This window comes from Tepidibacillus decaturensis (genome assembly GCF_001561915.1).
Classification (GTDB): Bacteria; Bacillota; Bacilli; order Tepidibacillales; family Tepidibacillaceae; genus Tepidibacillus_B; species Tepidibacillus_B infernus.
Map to the genome: position 1 here is coordinate 793,920 of NZ_LSKU01000001.1, position 18,798 is coordinate 812,717.

Here is an 18,798-nt window from a genome sequence, read left to right on the forward strand (position 1 = left end):
ATATTATTATAATAAATTTTTGGAAGAAAATCCTGTTTTATTTGAAAATAAGTTTTCTTTTGGAGTTTTATCTACTACTAATCTTTGGTATATTTTAATAGGCAACAACATTAGTATGGAAAAGAAGGGTGTTTTCAATGCATTATGACTATATTCTAGTTCGTTATGGAGAAATTGCTTTAAAAGGGAAGAATCGTTATCGATTTGAAGATAGATTGGTACAAAATATCCGAAATGTACTTAAAGATTTACCCCAGGCAAAAGTAACTAAAACGTTTGGTCGTATCTATGTAGAACTAAATGGTTCACCTTATGAAATCGTAATTGAACGTCTAAAAAAAGTGTTTGGACTTATTTCATTTAGCCCTGTAAAAAAAACTGGGTTGGAATTAGAACAGATTAAAACCACAGCTTTAGAAGTGATAGAACAACTAAAACCGATTCCAAAAACGTTTAAAGTGGAAACGAAAAGACCATACAAATTATTTCCACTCAATTCTCCTGAAGTTACGAATGAAGTAGGGGGACATCTCTTAAGAAATATTCAAGGATTAAAGGTGGATGTTCACCATCCTGATACAACTGTTATGGTTGAAATTAGAGAAGAAGGTGTTTTTATCTACTCAGAAGTCATTAAGGGAATTGGTGGGATGCCAGCTGGAACTAGTGGGAAAGGGATTGCTTTACTTTCAGGTGGAATCGATAGTCCTGTTTCTTCTTGGTATGCGATGAAAAGAGGATTATTGGTTGAAGGCATTCATTTTCATACATATCCTTTAACTACTGAAGAGTCGATTCAAAAGGTGATTGATTTAGCGCAAGCCCTTTCATATTTTTCAGGGCAATTTAAAGTTCATATGGTTCCTTTTTTGGAAATTCAAAAGGAAATCAAAACATATGCTCCAGAAAGTCATAATATCACCATGATGCGTAGGTTTTTCTTCCGTATAGCGGAAAGACTTGCAGAAAGAAGAGGGGCTTTATCTCTTATTACAGGTGAAAGCTTAGGACAAGTGGCAAGTCAAACATTAGAAAGTATGTATGCGATCAATCAAGTTGTACATACCCCTATTATTAGGCCGCTAATTACGATGGACAAATTGGATATTATTGAAGTTGCTCAAAAAATAGGAACATATGAAGCTTCGATACGGCCTTTTGAGGATTGTTGCTCTTTATTTGTTCCAAGAAATCCTGCTACCAAGCCATCCATAAAAATAGCAGAGAAGGCAGAAAGTTATATGGATATCGACCAACTGGTAGAGGATGCTCTTGCTAATACTCGTGTTATAACGGTCACACCCCATTCAAAGATCAAAGCAAAAGATCTTCTTTTTACGGATATTAAAGTTTTTACTAAGTAAACGAATCGGATTTAATCTTAGAAAAGCATAACTTGTCAGTTATTCCGAAAGGATTTTGAAGATATAACGAATAAAATAATCAAGTGGTAATGAATAAAGTGAATCGAAGAAAGATCAAAAAAACAGTATCGATTTTGATACTGTTTTTTTGTATGGGTTATACAGAATTTGGGAACTATAAATATGCTGAAAATCTTTCTAGAAAGGGGAAAATAATGTGAATGCTGGATTATTACAAGCATGGAGAGCGTTTGATTTTATATACCAGCATATGACAAGATTAGAGTATGTGGATAAGGAAAACGGAAATATTTTCCGAGTTGTTTTTTGTAAATATCATGGCCCAGATTTAGTAACAAGGGATGGAACACATATTTCTAAAGGCGACCCTATTGTCAAATTACATATCCATAATTGGGGGTTAGCAAATCGTTTACAGGGTATCAACAATGAGGCAAGGCTTGGTTTAATCACATTTAGAATCGTAAAAGATTCTTTACCCACCCTTGCAACTTATATTGAACATCATCCAAAGGGGAATGCTGTTAAAGCAGTGATAGGCACAACTTTTTTACATCGAGGTGTAAATCGACTTGGTTTTGATGTACACCCAGTTCCAGATTTATTAAGATTCCGTATTAAAAATCAATATTTAAAATTGATTTTATTTCTAATCCACCCAAACGGGATCAAACGATTAAAAAGGAAACCAGAAGAGCTTGTACTTAAAAGGGTATACATATCCAAAAACCATTTACTTAATCAATATGGAACAGCTTCACAGCAAATGGAGGAGCTAATGTGAAAGTTTTAATTGTTACAGAAGTCATCGCTGGCAGAGGACACTATAAGGCGGCAGAGTCCATTGCTAAGTCAATAAAAGATCAATATCCAACCCATGAGGTAAAAATCGTAAATATTTTATCCATTGTAAGTAAACGCATTGAAAGAATAGTACAAGCCATCTATTTAAGCATGATTACAAAAAGGCCCCAATTATGGGGTTGGATATATAAAAAAGAAACACGTTTGTCATTCCTATTCAAAGAATTACTAGCTGATCTAATAAGATGGAAATTAGAGAAGTTTATTTTAGATGAAGTCCCACAAGTGGTTATTGCAACTCATGCTAGTGGCCTTGGTGCATTATCCAAAATAAAAGAAAAGCATCATTTTCTATTAGGAGCGGTTTTTACAGATTATCATCTTAATAGCTTTTGGATTCATTCAAATATTGATTATTATTGTGTCGGTCATGAAAGTTTAAAAGAAAAACTAATCACTAACTATCAGATTGATCCGGAAAAAATATATGTTACTGGTATCCCGATAGACCCGATTTTTGCTAAATCCCATCAGCGTCAACAAGTAAATAAAAGGAACAGTGAAAAAGGAGAGAAAGATTCTTTTCGGATACTCGTTATGGGGGGAGGATTAGGGTTTGGGGGAATAAAGGAGATTATTGGTGCACTAAACCAAATAAAAGAAATACCGATATCTGTTACAATTATTACTGGAACAAACCAGCATTTATTTGATGATATCACTAAAATGAAAAGCACCTTAAATTATCAAATCCAGTTGCTGCAATATACTGAAGAAGTTTATCTGATCATGAAGAACAACGATGTACTAATTACCAAACCTGGAGGGATGACGGTATCTGAAGCGTTAACTGTACCCATTCCTATACTCATCTATAAACCGATTCCTGGACAAGAAGAACACAACGCTAATTTCCTTGTTAAAAATCATTCAGCCATTCGAATCAACCATATTGAATATATTCCCTATTGGATTAAATACCTTTACCATCATCCCAATCTGTTAACAAAACTTAAAAATCATCAAGCTCATATTGCCAAACCATCTTCTGCTTTGTTCATCTCCTCCTTATTTTTAAAAAATGAAGTACGTGATGAAAACATGCAAAAAATGATACAAAAATAGGCTGTTCACTTTTACAGTAAACAGCCTATTTCTTAAAGCTTCAAAGGAAAAACGCCACGTTTGTGGTTTTTAAGAAGATAAAGTATGAAGAGTAATTTCTGGTTTGGATCGTAAACGAATATTTATCCCTGTTTGTCCTAAACCCTCGCTAATATAGAATGCTCGTTCTTGATGAAAATGAAGTCCTTTAATTATATTTTGGCGGGCAAGTTTACCCATCTTTACTAAGTGGTAGGGTTTTGGCCAATGAATTTGGCCACCATGAAAATGTCCTGATAATAAATAATCAAAAGAGTAATCAGCCATGTGTAACACAACGTTTGGATCATGAGTTAATACTAGATTGATTCCACTTTTTATCCCGTCAAACGATCTTTTTAAATCACTTCGTTTTGTACTAAAGTCATCAATACCAATGATATTGATGGTTTGGTTGCCAATTTGGATGGTCCTATTTTCATTTCTTAAAACAACTGCTCCCGTTTTTTCAATCGCTTCTTGAAAAATATTTATTTTTTCTCGTAACAAATAATCGTGATTTCCAAAGACCACATAAATCCCGTATTTTGGTTTTAGATGATGTAATACCTTTAGATAGTCTAAAAATTTATCGATATTTTTGATTCTTTCTAGATAATCACCTGTCAGCGCAATGATATCAATTTTTTGACCCTTTAATTGCTGAGATAATTGCTCTGGTGTAATAGAGATATTTTCCATATGAAGATCGGAAAGATGCAAGATATGAAGCGGTTTTAAATCTTTATGATTTATATTTAAATGAACTTCTCTAAATTCGGGATGATAGGTATTTTTGTGTGCATGGTAATAGAGTAAAATCAAAGTTGCAATCAGAATAAACCATATCATTTTTGTCACCTTTTCTATCAATTGAGATACAATATCAATATTAAAGGCAATATGGATGAATGTATATGCTTAAATATTGGAAAACAAATGAGAAAAACAAAAAAACATGCAGCTAGAAAGCGTACATGTCATGATTTCAAATTGTAAATTTTTTTAAATTGGCTGGGCTGGCAGGATTTGAACCTACGAATGACGGAGTCAAAGTCCGTTGCCTTACCGCTTGGCTACAGCCCATCAACTTGACAATCATTATGTTTTGCAGAACGTCGAAAAAATATTCAAGATTTTAAAGATTAAACTTTTACTGTAGATAACTTGTTGTTTTTCTAATAGAATAGTCGATATCTTATTTTTTTGGATTCTGGGAAACATAGGAATATGGAGGTGCACGTTGTGGAAGATACCAGTTTTTCGTTTACTTCATTATTGATCGTAACGGTTCTTTCGTTTATTGTTCCAATCGTTATAACCAAGTTAAAAAGAATTCATATCCCTATTGTAGTAGGCGAAATTTTAGCAGGGATTTTAATTGGCAAAAGCGGTTTTAACTTAGTGGCCATGGATGATTGGTTAAATTTTATCATGTTCTTCGGTCTAGCTTATTTGATGTTTACTTCAGGGTTAGAAATAGACTTTAATATTTTATTTGATAAAACAAACCGAGAAAGTGAAAATACCAGGAAATCATGGCAGCACTATTTAAAAAATCCTGTACTATTTTCAACAATTATTTTATTCATAACGTTAATATTCGCTTATTTCGTTTCGTTCGTTATGATGAAGATTCAATTTGTAAAAGACCCTTTACTGATGTCTTTAATTATCGGGACAACCTCATTAGGTGTTGTTGTTCCTATCCTTAAGGAAAAGAAAATATCGGGAACACCATTTGGTCAATATATCATTACAAATGCCGTGATGGCTGATTTTGTAACCATGTTACTCATCTCAGTGGCCGTATCCCTTTTCAAAGGTGGATTTCGCCCAGAAATTCTTTTGGTCTTTGGATTATTATTGCTCGTTTTTGTTTTCTATTGGATTAGTAAAAAATTTGAAGGAAATAAATTGTTTGAAGACTTAGCACATGGTACTGCACAAATCGGGATACGTGGTTCCTTTGCATTGATGCTCATTTTTCTCGTACTTGCTGAATCGATCGGTGTTGAAATGATTCTAGGCGCTTTTTTAGCAGGTGTGGTCGTATCACTAATTAGTCAAAACAGAAGGGAAGAAATTTATCATAAATTAGATGCCATAGGTTTTGGTTTTCTCATTCCCATGTTTTTTATATTGGTTGGTGTAACTTTTGATCTGAATATACTCATTCATAATCCAAAAGCTCTATTATTTGTACCCATTTTATTTATTTTAACCTATCTTGTAAAAGGAACACCTGCATTGCTTTTAAGACTATTTTTTCCTTGGAAGAAAACAATTGCTGGAAGTATCCTCTTAACTACACAAATGAGTGTAACGATAGCAGCAGCCGCTATTGGGCTTCAAGTTGGGGCAATTTCTCCTGAAGTAAATGCAACAATCGTGTTGGTGGCTATTTTAACGAGCATTACCTCCCCGATCTTATTTGGTAAGCTTTTTCCACCATCTTTAGAAGAAAAAGAAGATGAGCATGTATTGATTATTGGAGCAACACAAAATGCCATACTTCTAGCGAAAAATTTACTAAAATCAGGGATGCGAACCTTAATTATTGATTCTGATCGCAAAAAAATTGATGAAGTAACTAGAATTGGCGTTGAGGGAGTTTTTGGAGATGCGATGGATCTTTCCCTATTAGATGAATTAGAAATAGAAAAATCAAAATCAATGATTATTGCAACTGGGAATGATCAAATTAATTTTCAAATTGCCGAGAAGATGGCCAATCAATATCGACTAAACCACTTAGTTGTTTTACTCAGTGATCCAATATTGATTGATAAAGCAAAATCCAATCGTAATATTAGAGTTATCAACCCTAAACTATCTACAGTAAGTCTGTTAATGAATATGATTAAACACCCTTTAGCTGCAGATATTTTAGAGGATCGAAGAGATCTACACATGGAAGAAGTGGAAATCACTAACCCTCGACTAATAGGAATTAGTTTGCGCTACCTTAAATTGGCTAGGGATGTACTGATCTCTTCTATTTATCGTAATGGAGAAACTCTTTTACCGCATGGGGATTCAGAATTTCAGTTTGGGGATATCCTCCTTGTTTTAGGAACCACAGATGCCGTTCAGGAATTTAAACGTCACGCCTCAACGCTATAAGGGCTATAAATAAGCCCTTTCTTCTTTTTATTCTTTAGAGCCTCGTAAGTAATAAAAAATTAATTTTTTTGTTGAAATAGGAGGGTTCATGTCATGATATGTAGAATAGAAAAAATATTCAAATCATTTACATATTAGAAAAGAAGGTGACGACAAATAGATATCCCACAATATATTGATCAGTTATTAGAGCATTGCCTTTTGCAAGATGCGAGTGATTTACATTTTGAACCCTTTGAGCATCATGCGGTGATTCGCTACAGGGTAGATGGTTTTCTAAAGACCTATGAAAAAATACCTATTTCACAGCACACATTGATTCTTTCGAGAATGAAAGTTTTAGCTGATTTAAAAATTGGAGAGAGGCGGTTACCTCAAGATGGGGCAATCAGTATAAGTGACCGAACACCAGCAATCGATCTAAGAATTTCTACTCTTCCAACTGTTTACGGGGAAAAGATGGCCATAAGAATTTTAAAAAAAGAACCAAAATATAAAGATATTGATGAATTAGGCATGCATCCCCTAGTCAAAGTACAATTTCAAAAATCATTAAAACAAACAACAGGATTAATTTTACTTACAGGGCCAACTAGTTCTGGTAAGACAACCACATTATATACTGCACTTCAATTCCTTAACCAAACCCACCGCAACATTACTACCTTAGAAGACCCAGTTGAATACAAGATAGATGGAATTAACCAGGTTCAAGTTAATAGTCAAATTGGCTTAAATTTCGGAAAAGGTTTACGTGCAATTCTTAGACAAGATCCAAATGTAATCATGATTGGCGAAATTAGAGATCATGAAACTGCAAATATTGCGATTCAATCAGCATTAACAGGTCATTTGATTTTGTCTTCTTTACATACATACGATACGGCAAGTGCCATTACAAGGCTATTAGACATGGGAATAGAACCTTATTTAATTGCTTCATCGATTCGACTTATTCTTGCACAACGACTGGTTAGGAAAAGGTGTTCTTGCAATGGTCAAAACTCAGAATGTTTGATTTGTGGTGGCGATGGTTATCAAGGGAGGTTTGCAGTTTTTGAAATGCTTCCAATTGACGATTCGATTCATGACCTTATTTTGCAACGTGCTTCTGTACATCAAATAAGGGATAAAATGAAGGAAATGAATTTAAAAAGATTACAAGATGAAGTACTAGAGCAAGTACAACTTGGAAAAACAACAATGGAAGAATTTCATCGCGTAATGGTGACGGATTATGAATAGATGGCTTATAAAGTGGAGAGATCATGATTTTGCTGAATTTAGCCGAATGGTTAAAATTCAACTCCAAAATGGGATACCTATACTGTACGGTCTAAAGTTTATAAAAGAAACGTTACCAAAAAAATTAAGGCCAGACATAAAGCAAATCATCTACTTGATAGAACAAGGGGAATCGATTAGTAGGTCTTTGGAACAAATCAAGTTTCCAAAAAGTTATTTATCGATTATTCGTTTAGGGGAGGAACAAGGGGAATTAATAAAGGCATTTGAACAAATGGAATGGTATTATCGTCAAAAAAATCAGTTAAAACAAACGATCAAGTCCGTAATTGCATATCCACTATTTATATTAGTAATGATTCAATTGCTCTTTATATTTTTAGCAACTGTCTTAATTCCTCAATTTCTTCAGTTATACCGAATGATACAAGCAGATATACCTTCCTCAACCAGAAAACTCATCTCTAGCTATTATTTTTTTCAAAACAATCTATGGTGGATTTTACTATTGTTTGCTGTTTTGCTGGGATTGTTTTTCTATCTAAGACAAAAGAATCGATTTCGGAAGAATTTGATTTTGTTGTTATTGAAACTACCCTTTTCAAGAAGAGTTCTTTTACAAAAATATACTTATTTGTTTAGCTTTCATCTAGGAACCTTTTTAAATAGTGGTGTTTCTTTTTTAAAAGGGATTGAGCTATTGCTTGAATATGATGACCCTTTAATTAAAGAAACTAGTTTCAGAATGAAAGAGTTGATGTTACAAGGAAATTCAGTAAGTGAATCAATGAAGCAAGAGCTTATTTTTTTGCCTTCTTTTGCTGAAAATCTTAAGTTTTATGAAGAGACAGGATCTTTAGACACAGGTTTACAATATATTTCTACCCAATTACAAAATCAAATTGAACATGAACTTAACCAAAAGTTAAAATGGCTTGAACCAATTCTTCTCATGGTTTCGGGGGCGTTTGTCTTTCTAATCATTTATACCTTATTTTCACCGCTTTTTTATTTAATGGATTCTATATAAAAATTAGAAATGGGGGGATAATGCGATGAGATTTAAAAATGAGAAAGGTTTTACTTTAATTGAGCTTTTAATATCAATCTTTATTATTGGCGTTATTTTGGCTATTTCAATGCCTAATTTAAAAGCCTCTGGGGAAAAAGCACAAGCGAAAGCATGTCAAGCTAATCAAAAATTGATCTATGTGCAAATGGAAAATTATTACTTAGAACATCATCAATATCCTAATCAAGAGGGTTTCTTAAATGAATTATATAAAGAGCAATTATTAGATCAAATCCCAATCTGTTCAGCTGATGGGACATATTCCTATGAATTAGTAATTGATGCCATAAGTGGACAAGAGAGATTAAAAATCAGGTGTTCAATTCCGGAACACAATATTGGCGAGGAATAAGATGGAGAAGAAATTTATCTCTGAAAAAGGATTTGTTTATTTTGAATTATTGATGACTTTGTTTATCGTGAGTTTGCTTTTCTCACTAACGATTCCATCTTTTCAATCCTTGTCCTCTCATTTTGAAATAGAAAATTGGATTGAACAATTTACCGCGGATTACTATTGGGCTCAACAAGAAGCGGTTGATTCAGATCAATGGGTGGAAATATTATTTAAACCTGCATTTTATTCATATGAGATACGTAATGGCAATGGATCTTTAAAAAAGGTGTATTATGATTCAAGTATTAAGGTAACGGAAAATTTGTTAAACCACCGTATTATGTTTAATGGTTTTGGTCAACTCGCTCAACAAAGTGGTACGATTACTGTTAAAAACGCTAAAATAACGAAGAAGATCGTTATTCAGCTATTAACGGGGCAGATCCATGTGGAATCATAAAGGGGCTATTCTGATTGAAACGTTAGTATCCATTTTTATAATTAGTGTCATTTTAATGAGCTACATTCCCATCTATTCGCAAGTGGTTAAAGAGAAAGAACAACGGAAAATGTATGATCAAGCTATCATACTGGCTAGAAAAGAAATGGAAGAAACCCAATTAACACTAGTTTCAAGTACAAAACAAATCGACTCTTATTTGGTTGAAGTAAAAGTCAGTTCTTATTTGGAAAATATTTTAGAATTAAAGGTGACAGTGAAATGGGAAGAGTTAGGATTGGGCAAACAAAGGCAGGTAGTTTTAAGAAAACTGATTTATTCGCCTACCTAAGAAATATAAAAGGATTTACCTATCTCGAATTATTGATCTCCATTTCCTTTTTATCCTTTATGTTACTGTTTTTGTCTAGCCTTCTTTTAATGACTATAAATGAAAAGAATGAGCAACGAAATACGATGATCTTACAACATTCTTATCAAATAGGATATCAATATTTAAGATCTGAGGTCTTAAAAAGTGAAGATATCTATGGTGGAGGCTTGTTTCCTTTTTATATACAACACGGAGAAGATACTCAAGTTTTTCGGACAGCAGGGGATAAAGTGATTCGATCGATTAGAAAAGGAATTGGTCCATTTGAAGGGTCAGTTGTTGTTTTTGAATATGTTGACCAGATCCGTTTTGAAGTATTACCTAACCATAAAGGAATTCGTCTGTTTGGTCAATTAAAGGAAGGAAATAGCATCTTTTCATTTGATGAGGTTATCCTAAGAAGGGTAGGGCAGTGAAAATGGCTGTTGGAAATGAAAAAGGTTCTGTTCTTTTAGCTATTTTAGTTGCATTTACTTTATTACTATTTTCGTTATTTCCAATCATAAATAATCTGATCATATGGAAAGAGATTCTACAAAAGATGGAACAAGAAGCTAACACAGATTACTTATTAGAGTCTGGTATCGCTTTGGCACTTCATGATCTACAACAAGAACCTGATTTCCTAGGAAATAGGACCTATGTTTACAATGGAAATACTTATGTTATACAATTTACCCCAGAAGTAAGCTCTGATCCATTAACAGTAAACTTGAATATTCAAATACCAGCATTAACACAAAAGGAATTAAAAGTTGATGTCAATACAGATACCTACACGATACAATATTGGGAAGAAAGTTTTTAGGATAGGGCGCAGTAGCTAATATAGGCAATTACTAATATAAATGGAAGAAGGTTCTTTTTGATGGATTTATTAAAAGAGCATCTTGTTTTGATTGGATTTATGGGGGTTGGGAAAACGACGCTCGGACAAGCCTTAGCAAACCATATGGGAATATCATATATTGATACTGATGATCTCATTGTGCAAAAAGAAAAATCGGATATACCTACCATTTTTGCAAAAAAAGGTGAGCATTACTTTAGAAAAATTGAATCCCAAGTATTCCTTAAAACCCTCGGCCAAAAACCATTTTCAGTGATCTCAACAGGTGGCGGAATAGTTTTATCAGAAAAAAACCGTTCTGCAATGAAGGAACAGATGGTGATCTGGTTACAGGCCTCTGTTGATGAAATTTATAAACGGATATCTAATAATGGAGATCGCCCTCTATTAAAAAATGGAACTGACGTAAAAAGGAATATCTTAGACATGATGAATGAAAGACATGCTTTATATGAGCAAGTGGCCAATTTCTCAATTGATACAGATCAAAAATCAATCAATCAAATGATTGAGGAAATACTGCAAATGTTAAATCTTAAATAAGTTGTAATTTGTTCCCCTTAGGATATTTTTTAAATATTTTGTTGATACTGATAATGAAAGGGGGAACAATGGATGAAATCTAATGATTTTGTGAAGTACTTAACCATTCAATTGGTTGAACGGATTGACAATCCCAAACAAAAGTCAAAAGAAACAGCAAAAAAACAAACTGAATCTTTTTCTTCTCACTGGTTTGGACTTATTCCTTTTTCCTTAAAAATGGTGATGAAAAGCTCAAAAAAGCATAAGCAGGTATAGGGGACCCCCTTCTCGCTCATATTAACTTTAGAGAGGGGGTGTACCTATGCCACGGGTTGCAATGGAACAATCGTTAAATTACTTAAAGAATTATTTAAGAAGCCAAGGTGTTGAGGTTACAGATTTAAATCAGCAAACAGGGCAAGTGGATGCAGTGATTATTTCAGGTCAAGATAAAGATGTAATGGGAATGGAAGATATCACATCTAAAGTACCAGTAATCAATGCAAGGGGACTAACCCCAGAGGAAGTTTATCAAGCGATCAATCGTCAATAATCTTCAATAAAGTGATAAGAGCAATGGATCTATCCATCGCTCTTTTTTCATATTAGGACTTTATTAAGGATGTAGATAAAATGTGCCAAAGGCTTGAGCATCTTTAAATGGAACATAACGAATCAGATCAAGTGTCTCATCATAAAGTGTGATATAGTTTTGATCATCCCATGCATGATAACCAATGACTGGAAAAGCAAATTGTACTTGTCGATCATATTTTGACCCTACAAAAAGCACTTCTTGCTTTTGTTTAAGTGAAAGAATGAGTTGATTTTCTGTTATTGATAGGTTGTTTTTATTATTCAATAACCAAGATAAGTCTTCATATGGATTAAAAATAAGTTTATCATTAAATAAAGAATCTGTTAATTTTTCCTTTAAATCTAGTCCAATGGTTTGCCTATATTCAGGTTGGTAGGCACTTAGATCAGGGAGCCATTCTCCCGTGGAACCCTCTATATATATGTTTTCATTCTTTGTATCAAAAAACCAATAGTTTTCAAAAGGTGAATGATAGGTAAATTCTTTAGGGATCATTTCTTTTATACCTTCATCCGCGATCACTTGTTTTTGATATGGGAGTATTGAACCCAACCCATATTCAACCACCTTCATTTTGTTATCATCTTTGGTTACAACGATATAACCTTGTTGCTGCTCATCGGTAGAGAAAGTAATGATTTGAACATCTTCATTCATAGGCTTTATCACTATTTGTTTTAGATATAGCAAATCCAACCTTTCTTGATAGGGGGAAGTCTTGGTAAGTTGCTGAAGCCATGTTTCTATTTGTTTTTCTAAATTGATTTCCTTTGTTTCAGAGTATCCAACTTGTTGTAGTAGCAGAATAAAGAAAAAGATAAGAAATAAGAAAGATAATTTCCTTTTTAAACCAATCATCCGATACATATTTTATCACCTCTTCTATATGGTCCTATTTTATTCTGATTTTTTTGCGATGTCTGTTAGAATCTGTCGCTACTGATTGCGATTTTTTTAGAAAGTTTTATCGAGGGAACAAGAAAAATAGAGAAAGTTCGCATAAGGAATCTTTCTCTTTATGGTTATGAAACATTTAATGAATATATTCGACATTTTCTGGTACTTGCTCACTCAAATAAAAAACCCCATAATTAATTGGCTTTACTTCAATTCTTGGTGAATACTGCCATTTTACTTCATTCAATCTTCTTTCCTTTTCGACAAGTTTTTGTGATTTTTCTTCCTGTTGTTCAGGATTAAATTCTTTTTCTGGATCTTCATGAATAAGATAATAGGATTCTAATTGTTCAATCTCTTCTTCTAATCGCTGCTGTGCAGCCTCTGCCCACTTAAAATTTTCCTTTTTGATTTCATGTAAAATCCATTCCTCTAATTGTAAGGCTGCTTCTCTAAAGGTAATGAAAGTGGGTACAGTAGAAACGTTAGCAGGTAACATGGGGCTGAGATTGATTTTTTGTAAAGTCTGAATAAAATTTTCCTTCATCTTTCCATTAGATAAATTTATCCCCACTGAAACCAATTTATCTTTTTTCTTATCGCTAATAAATTCGATTTTATAATTAACCCCAAGCCAGGGACTCAAAGTATTGAATGTTTTTATGGAATCAAGCTGTTGTTGATAGAGACGAACCATTTTTCCTCGTTTTTTTGTGGAATGAAAAATTTGTTGGAGTCGATTAGAGCCAAATCGAATCTCTTCCCCACGGATCCCTTGTGAAGAATGCTCAGGGTCAAAAATAAAAGTCATCGTCATTGTTTCAGGCTCAACACCCATTCTTTCTACAAAAGTCCAATAATATGGACGGTTGGTTAGATCTTTGTCTACAGGAACAGAAAGTTTGACTGTAGTGTGTGAAGGTTCTCTTTCAATAATATGGCATTGAAAAAGCTGCAGGTATTGCTCTACATACTCTCTAACCCATTTTTGATCCATGATCTATCCGTTCACCCCATTAACAATATGATTGCCGATCTGTGACAATTTTTCTTTAAAGTCTTCGTTATCCTTTGCATCGATCATCATTTTCATGATGTTATTTTCAAGGTCATTTAATTTTAATTTTTCTAAGATCACATCAAGTGAACCGATGACATTTTCAAACATATTAATTTTTTCATGAAGAAGATAAAGAATATGTTCTTCGATCGTTTGATTTGTAGAAAGATTATAAATATACACGTTTCTTGTTTGGCCAAGACGATGTACACGCCCAATTCTTTGTTCCACTTTCATCGGATTCCAAGGCATGTCGTAATTAATAATTTGATTACAAAATTGAAGATTGATTCCTTCTCCTCCAGCCTCTGTTGCTACCATCACTTGAGCTTTTCGTTGAAATAGATCCATCATCCAATCTTTTTTCCCTCGATTAAACCCTCCACGGTAGGGAACAGAAGTAATTCCTTGTTCTTTAAGTTTAGTAATAAGAAATTCTTGTGTTGCTCTGTACTCTGTAAAGATAATTACTTTATCATTGATTTCTTTGATTAAAGAAATAATTTTATCTGCTTTTGATTGAGTTTCTACCTTTTTGGCGATTTGCACCAACCGCAGGATTTCATTTTTCATTTCTTCATTACCACCTGATTTTTTAAACATATTAACAAGAGTAATAAAGGCTGCGTCACGACTACTACATATTTCTCTTTGTAGTGTAATTAGAGATAGCATATTCTGAATATCACCTTTTAACTGGCGGTAATATCCTCTTACAAAGCTGGAGATTTCATCATATAGTTCTCGTTCAGGTGCAGTTAGTTCAATCGGTATCGTTTTTACGATTCTTTGAGGAAATTCAATTTCTATCTTTTCATCAGAGCGTTTATTGCGAATCATTACCTTTTCAATTTCTTGTCGTAAGATCTCTTTATTTTTAGGGTTTCTTTTGTCCTTCATATGTTCTTTTTGAAAATGATAGTATCTTCCTAGCTGACCCGGTTTTAAAAGGGTGACTAGATTATATAATTCGGTCATATCATTTTGAATAGGGGTTGCTGTTAGTAATAGAATAAATTTCTTTTTAATTTTATTGATAAACTCCCAGTTCTTTGTATTTTTGTTTTTTAGTTTATGTGCTTCGTCAACTACTAACATATCATAATGTTGATTTAGAACATAGTCGACATGGGGTGGACGCTTTGCCGTATCCATGGAGGCCACAATAATATCGTACTTGTCCCACATCCATTCTTTCTTTTGTGCCACAGCTGGAATTCCTAATTTATGATTTAATTCTCTTGTCCATTGCAAAACAAGGGAAGCTGGGACCAGAATAAGAATTTTCTTTGCCAGGCCTCTGATTAAATACTCCTTCATAATTAGTCCTGCTTCTATTGTTTTTCCTAAACCTACTTCATCTGCAAGGATGGCTCTGCCATGCATTTCATTTAATACTTTTTTTGCGGTTTCAATTTGGTGGGGAAAAGGAGTTAAGTATGGAAGATGAGCCAAACATTGAAGTTCATTAAAATCTTTGATTTGCATCACTTCTTCCGCTTGATAGGCAAGTTGAAAAGCCTCCCATAGATCCCATGGTCCGTCTTGTTTAAATGATTGTTGCAGATCATAAACCCATTGTTGTTCAAAATGAATCGGAATTGTAATATTTCCTTGATCAATGGAGTATATTTTTTCTTGCATCATACTCATGGGCTAAACTCCTTTTGAAATATTCGTGTAATCCTTAGTATGAAACGAATTCTTCTCTTTTATGAAGAAAAAGTTGGATTATGAAATAAAATGCTATTCTGTAAGAGTTTTAATTGATATAATATTTCTAAGATTAAAATGAAATATGGGCGAATGAAGATAGAAGGAGAGACTACGAAATGTAGCGCCGAAGGAGCAAGCCAAAGAGGTGAATCTCTCAGGCAAAAGTACTTCTATTGGACGCATCTCTGGAGAGTGCTCTATGAGCCGCCAAAGGAGCAACTTTTTTTAGGTAACTCTCAGGCACAAAGGACAGAGTAGATTGAACTATCTATCGCTCTGTCTTTTTTTTATGGAAAGGAAAAATTTTGTTATAATCCATTTAGGAGGTGATGTTATGGTAGAGGGTTTAAAAAGAACACCGCTCTATCCACTATACGAAAAATATGGTGCTAAATTAGTTGATTTTGGAGGATGGGAACTACCTGTCCAATTCTCTAGGATTAGTGATGAACATCAGGCAGTAAGAGAAAGAGCAGGATTATTTGATGTATCCCATATGGGTGAAGTTGAAGTTAAGGGGAAAGATGCACTAAATTATATCCAAAAAATAATTACAAATGATGCGTCAAAATTAGTAGATGGTAAGGCTTTATATAGTCCGATGTGTTATCCAGATGGTGGAACGGTTGATGATCTATTAGTATACAGATATGTTGAAGATCATTATCTAATTGTTATCAATGCTGCTAACATCGAGAAAGATTTCGAATGGTTTCAATCCCATTTAGAGGGAGATGTACATATTAAAAATATTTCCGATCAAGTATCTCAATTAGCCCTTCAAGGACCATTGGCCGAGAAAGTCTTACAGAAAATGGCGGATACTGATTTATCTTCGATTGAACCTTTCTATTTCGTTCCCGAGGCTAATATTGAGGGGATCAGAGCCATGGTTTCCCGAACAGGATATACAGGTGAAGATGGTTTTGAAATCTATTTATCCAATGCAGATGCCCCCAAATTATGGGAGAAAATATTAGAAGTCGGTAAAGATGAGGGAGTATTACCTTGTGGGTTAGGTGCTAGAGATACGCTGCGTTTTGAAGCAAAGCTACCTCTCTATGGGCAAGAACTTTCAAAAGACATATCTCCTATTGAAGCAGGGTTAGGTTTTTTTGTAAAATTGGATAAGGGTGACTTTATTGGAAAAGCTATCTTAGCAGAACAGAAAGAGCATGGGGCACAAAGAAAATTAGTCGGAATCGAAATGATCGACCGTGGAATTCCCCGTTCTCACTACTTAGTTTATGTTGGCGATGAAGTGATCGGTGAAGTCACGACCGGAACTCAATCTCCTACCTTACAAAAAAATATCGGACTTGCTTTGATTAAGAAAGAGCATGCAGATATTGGTAATGAGGTATTTGTGGAGATTAGAAACAAAAAGTTAAAGGCTAAAATTGTTAAAACTCCTTTTTATAAAAGGAGCAAGTAAAAAAATCATTTAATTGATGTGGGAGGTATTTTTGATGAGTGAATTAAAACAAAACCTTAAGTACAGCAAGGAACATGAATGGGTTGAAGTGCTAGGCGAAAACAAAGTAAGAGTGGGCATCACTGATTATGCTCAACACTCTTTAGGTGATATTGTTTTCGTTGAAGTTCCAGAAGAAGGTAGCGATGTATCAGCAAACGAAACCATGGGTTCTGTTGAATCAGTAAAAGCTGTTTCTGATGTATACACACCAGTTTCTGGTAAAGTTGTTGAAGTAAATGAGGACTTAGAAGATGCACCTGAAGTGATTAACGAAGATCCATATGGAAAAGGATGGATGGTTGTGATTGAACTTAGTAATCCATCCGAATTAGATCAATTGTTGTCTGCGGAGGAATATGAGGCCTTTATTAAAGAGGAGGAATAATTTAAATGAAATTCCGATATATCCCAAACACTGTCGAAGATCAAAGAGAGATGTTGGCAGCCATTGGGGTTGAATCGGTAGAGGATTTATTTGCCGATATCCCACAAACTGTCCGTTTTGAAGGGGAACTAAATATCCCAAAAGCTTTATCTGAACAAGATGTAACTCATTTGATGTCTAAATTAGCGCATAAAAACATTACGATGAATGATTACCCGAGTTTCTTAGGTGCGGGAGTCTATCATCATTTTATTCCAAGTGTAGTGAATCACGTTATTTCTCGTTCAGAATTTTATACAGCATATACTCCTTACCAGCCAGAAATTAGCCAAGGGGAATTACAAGGGATTTTTGAGTTTCAAACATTGATAGCGGAGTTAACAGGGATGGAAGCAGCGAACTCTTCAATGTATGACGGGGCTACATCTTTAGCAGAGGCTGCAGCAATGGCTGCAGGCTCTACCCGTCGTCAAAAAATTATTGTATCTCGCGCTGTCCATCCAGAAGCAAGAACCATTTTAAAAACGAGTGCCAAAGGTCATAATTTAGATGTGGTCGAAGTAAACATAAAAGATGGGGTTACAGATTTAGCTGAGTTAAAGAGTAGAATCGATCAAGATACTGCAGCGGTGATTGTTCAATACCCGAACTTTTTCGGCCTTATCGAGGATCTTAAAACCATTGAAAAAGTTGCTCATGAAAACCAAGCCCTTTTCATTGTAAGTGCCAATCCAATGGCATTACCTATCTTAAAATCTCCAGGAGAATATAAAGCAGATGTAGTTGTTGGTGATAACCAGCCAATGGGAATTCCAGCCTCCTTTGGCGGACCGCATGTTGGATTCTTTGCAACAAATTCAAAGTTAATTCGAAAGATGCCTGGAAGAATCGTTGGCCAGACGGTTGATGATGAAGGGAATAGAGGTTTTGTTCTTACCCTGCAGGCACGTGAACAACATATTAGACGAGAAAAAGCAACCTCGAATATTTGTTCAAACCAAGCATTAATGGCACTAGCTTCTGCTGTATATATGAATACCATGGGAAAACAAGGAATTCAAGAAGTGGCAAAACAAAATCTTCAAAAAGCTCATTATGCATATAAAGTACTAACTTCTATCAATGGAGTAGAGCCTGCATTTCACCTTCCTTTCTTTAATGAATTTGCAATTAAACTACCTAAACCTGTTTCTGAAATCAATAAGGCCTTATTACAAGATCATTTCATAGGCGGTTATGATGTAAGTAAAGACTATCCCGAATTAGAAGGTATCATGCTTGTTGCTGTAACTGAGGTCAAAACAAAAGAACAAATTGATCAATTCGCAGCAAGATTGGAGGGATT

At 34.3% G+C, this 18,798-nt stretch carries 21 protein-coding genes, 1 tRNA gene and 2 riboswitches; of the genes, 17 read left to right on the top strand and 5 right to left on the bottom strand.

The features are described from left to right. The first annotated feature begins 137 nt into the window (after nucleotides 1-137). From thiI to U473_RS03800, 3 genes are all read left to right on the top strand, one after another. Nucleotides 138-1,364, top strand: a complete 1,227-nt coding sequence (gene thiI, locus U473_RS03790; protein WP_068723501.1) for a tRNA uracil 4-sulfurtransferase ThiI — start codon at nucleotides 138-140, stop codon at nucleotides 1,362-1,364. Between the two features lie 217 nt (nucleotides 1,365-1,581). Beyond that, nucleotides 1,582-2,169: a YkoP family protein gene (locus U473_RS03795; protein WP_068723504.1), complete on the top strand. Its 588-nt coding sequence runs from the start codon at nucleotides 1,582-1,584 to the stop codon at nucleotides 2,167-2,169. Beyond that, on the top strand, nucleotides 2,166-3,314 hold the full coding sequence (locus U473_RS03800) for an MGDG synthase family glycosyltransferase (protein WP_068723506.1): 1,149 nt from the start codon (nucleotides 2,166-2,168) through the stop codon (nucleotides 3,312-3,314). Before U473_RS03795 ends, U473_RS03800 begins: the two co-directional genes overlap by 4 nt. Nucleotides 3,315-3,383: 69 nt before the next feature. Here the strand turns inward: U473_RS03800 and U473_RS03805 are convergent, their stop codons facing one another. Then, nucleotides 3,384-4,184 carry a metallophosphoesterase gene (locus U473_RS03805; RefSeq protein WP_068723509.1) on the bottom strand — a complete coding sequence of 267 codons (801 nt, stop codon included), beginning with the start codon at nucleotides 4,182-4,184 and terminating at the stop codon, nucleotides 3,384-3,386. 159 nt (nucleotides 4,185-4,343) lie between these two features. Then, nucleotides 4,344-4,418 (bottom strand) — tRNA-Gln (locus U473_RS03810). Nucleotides 4,419-4,577: 159 nt separating this feature from the next. On the opposite strand from U473_RS03810, the gene U473_RS03815 reads away from it, so the two are divergent. The 11 genes from U473_RS03815 to U473_RS03865 all read left to right on the top strand — a co-directional run bounded on the left by U473_RS03815 (nucleotide 4,578) and on the right by U473_RS03865 (nucleotide 11,873). Further along, on the top strand, nucleotides 4,578-6,458 hold the full coding sequence (locus U473_RS03815; protein ID WP_068723511.1) for a monovalent cation:proton antiporter family protein: 1,881 nt from the start codon (nucleotides 4,578-4,580) through the stop codon (nucleotides 6,456-6,458). Between the two features lie 174 nt (nucleotides 6,459-6,632). Next, nucleotides 6,633-7,703 carry a GspE/PulE family protein gene (locus U473_RS03820; RefSeq protein ID WP_268807449.1) on the top strand — a complete coding sequence of 357 codons (1,071 nt, stop codon included), beginning with the start codon at nucleotides 6,633-6,635 and terminating at the stop codon, nucleotides 7,701-7,703. Then, complete coding sequence (locus U473_RS03825) at nucleotides 7,696-8,733, top strand: type II secretion system F family protein (protein ID WP_068723515.1); 1,038 nt, start codon at nucleotides 7,696-7,698, stop codon at nucleotides 8,731-8,733. Before U473_RS03820 ends, U473_RS03825 begins: the two co-directional genes overlap by 8 nt. 25 nt (nucleotides 8,734-8,758) lie before the next feature. Further along, on the top strand, nucleotides 8,759-9,127 hold the full coding sequence (locus tag U473_RS03830) for a competence type IV pilus major pilin ComGC (RefSeq protein ID WP_068723518.1): 369 nt from the start codon (nucleotides 8,759-8,761) through the stop codon (nucleotides 9,125-9,127). Nucleotide 9,128: 1 nt separating this feature from the next. Further along, nucleotides 9,129-9,572 carry a hypothetical protein gene (locus U473_RS03835; protein WP_068723520.1) on the top strand — a complete coding sequence of 148 codons (444 nt, stop codon included), beginning with the start codon at nucleotides 9,129-9,131 and terminating at the stop codon, nucleotides 9,570-9,572. Continuing rightward, entirely contained in the window at nucleotides 9,559-9,903 is a 345-nt protein-coding gene (locus U473_RS03840) for a hypothetical protein (protein ID WP_068723522.1), read from the top strand. Before U473_RS03835 ends, U473_RS03840 begins: the two co-directional genes overlap by 14 nt. Then, a complete protein-coding gene (locus tag U473_RS03845; RefSeq protein WP_068723524.1) occupies nucleotides 9,834-10,361 on the top strand; it encodes a hypothetical protein in 528 nt (175 codons plus the stop codon). The genes U473_RS03840 and U473_RS03845 overlap by 70 nt, the downstream gene beginning before the upstream one ends. After that, complete coding sequence (locus tag U473_RS03850) at nucleotides 10,358-10,753, top strand: hypothetical protein (protein ID WP_068723526.1); 396 nt, start codon at nucleotides 10,358-10,360, stop codon at nucleotides 10,751-10,753. Before U473_RS03845 ends, U473_RS03850 begins: the two co-directional genes overlap by 4 nt. Before the next feature lie 60 nt (nucleotides 10,754-10,813). Beyond that, a complete protein-coding gene (locus U473_RS03855; RefSeq protein WP_068723528.1) occupies nucleotides 10,814-11,338 on the top strand; it encodes a shikimate kinase in 525 nt (174 codons plus the stop codon). Between the two features lie 72 nt (nucleotides 11,339-11,410). Next, complete coding sequence (locus tag U473_RS03860; protein WP_068723531.1) at nucleotides 11,411-11,596, top strand: YqzE family protein; 186 nt, start codon at nucleotides 11,411-11,413, stop codon at nucleotides 11,594-11,596. A 46-nt stretch (nucleotides 11,597-11,642) separates the two neighbouring features. Then, a complete protein-coding gene (locus U473_RS03865) occupies nucleotides 11,643-11,873 on the top strand; it encodes a YkuS family protein (RefSeq protein ID WP_068723534.1) in 231 nt (76 codons plus the stop codon). A gap of 63 nt (nucleotides 11,874-11,936) precedes the next feature. Here the strand turns inward: U473_RS03865 and U473_RS03870 are convergent, their stop codons facing one another. The 3 genes from U473_RS03870 to U473_RS03880 form a co-directional block, all read right to left on the bottom strand. Continuing rightward, entirely contained in the window at nucleotides 11,937-12,785 is an 849-nt protein-coding gene (locus tag U473_RS03870) for a hypothetical protein (RefSeq protein WP_068723536.1), read from the bottom strand. Between the two features lie 166 nt (nucleotides 12,786-12,951). Next, entirely contained in the window at nucleotides 12,952-13,812 is an 861-nt protein-coding gene (locus U473_RS03875; protein WP_068723539.1) for a YqhG family protein, read from the bottom strand. Nucleotides 13,813-13,815: 3 nt separating this feature from the next. Beyond that, nucleotides 13,816-15,528 (bottom strand): DEAD/DEAH box helicase, encoded by a 1,713-nt coding sequence (locus U473_RS03880; protein WP_082732363.1) that lies wholly within the window; start codon nucleotides 15,526-15,528, stop codon nucleotides 13,816-13,818. Between the two features lie 153 nt (nucleotides 15,529-15,681). Continuing rightward, nucleotides 15,682-15,771, top strand: a riboswitch (glycine riboswitch). Nucleotides 15,772-15,774: 3 nt separating this feature from the next. Then, nucleotides 15,775-15,846, top strand: a riboswitch (glycine riboswitch). Between the two features lie 79 nt (nucleotides 15,847-15,925). Between U473_RS03880 and gcvT the strand changes: the two genes are divergently transcribed. From gcvT to gcvPA, 3 genes are all read left to right on the top strand, one after another. Next, nucleotides 15,926-17,026 carry a glycine cleavage system aminomethyltransferase GcvT gene (gene gcvT / locus U473_RS03885; protein WP_068723541.1) on the top strand — a complete coding sequence of 367 codons (1,101 nt, stop codon included), beginning with the start codon at nucleotides 15,926-15,928 and terminating at the stop codon, nucleotides 17,024-17,026. A 34-nt stretch (nucleotides 17,027-17,060) separates the two neighbouring features. Then, nucleotides 17,061-17,453, top strand: a complete 393-nt coding sequence (gene gcvH / locus U473_RS03890) for a glycine cleavage system protein GcvH (RefSeq protein ID WP_068723543.1) — start codon at nucleotides 17,061-17,063, stop codon at nucleotides 17,451-17,453. A gap of 5 nt (nucleotides 17,454-17,458) precedes the next feature. Next, on the top strand, nucleotides 17,459-18,798 hold a 1,340-nt coding region (gcvPA, locus tag U473_RS03895; protein WP_068723546.1), incomplete at its 3' end, for an aminomethyl-transferring glycine dehydrogenase subunit GcvPA.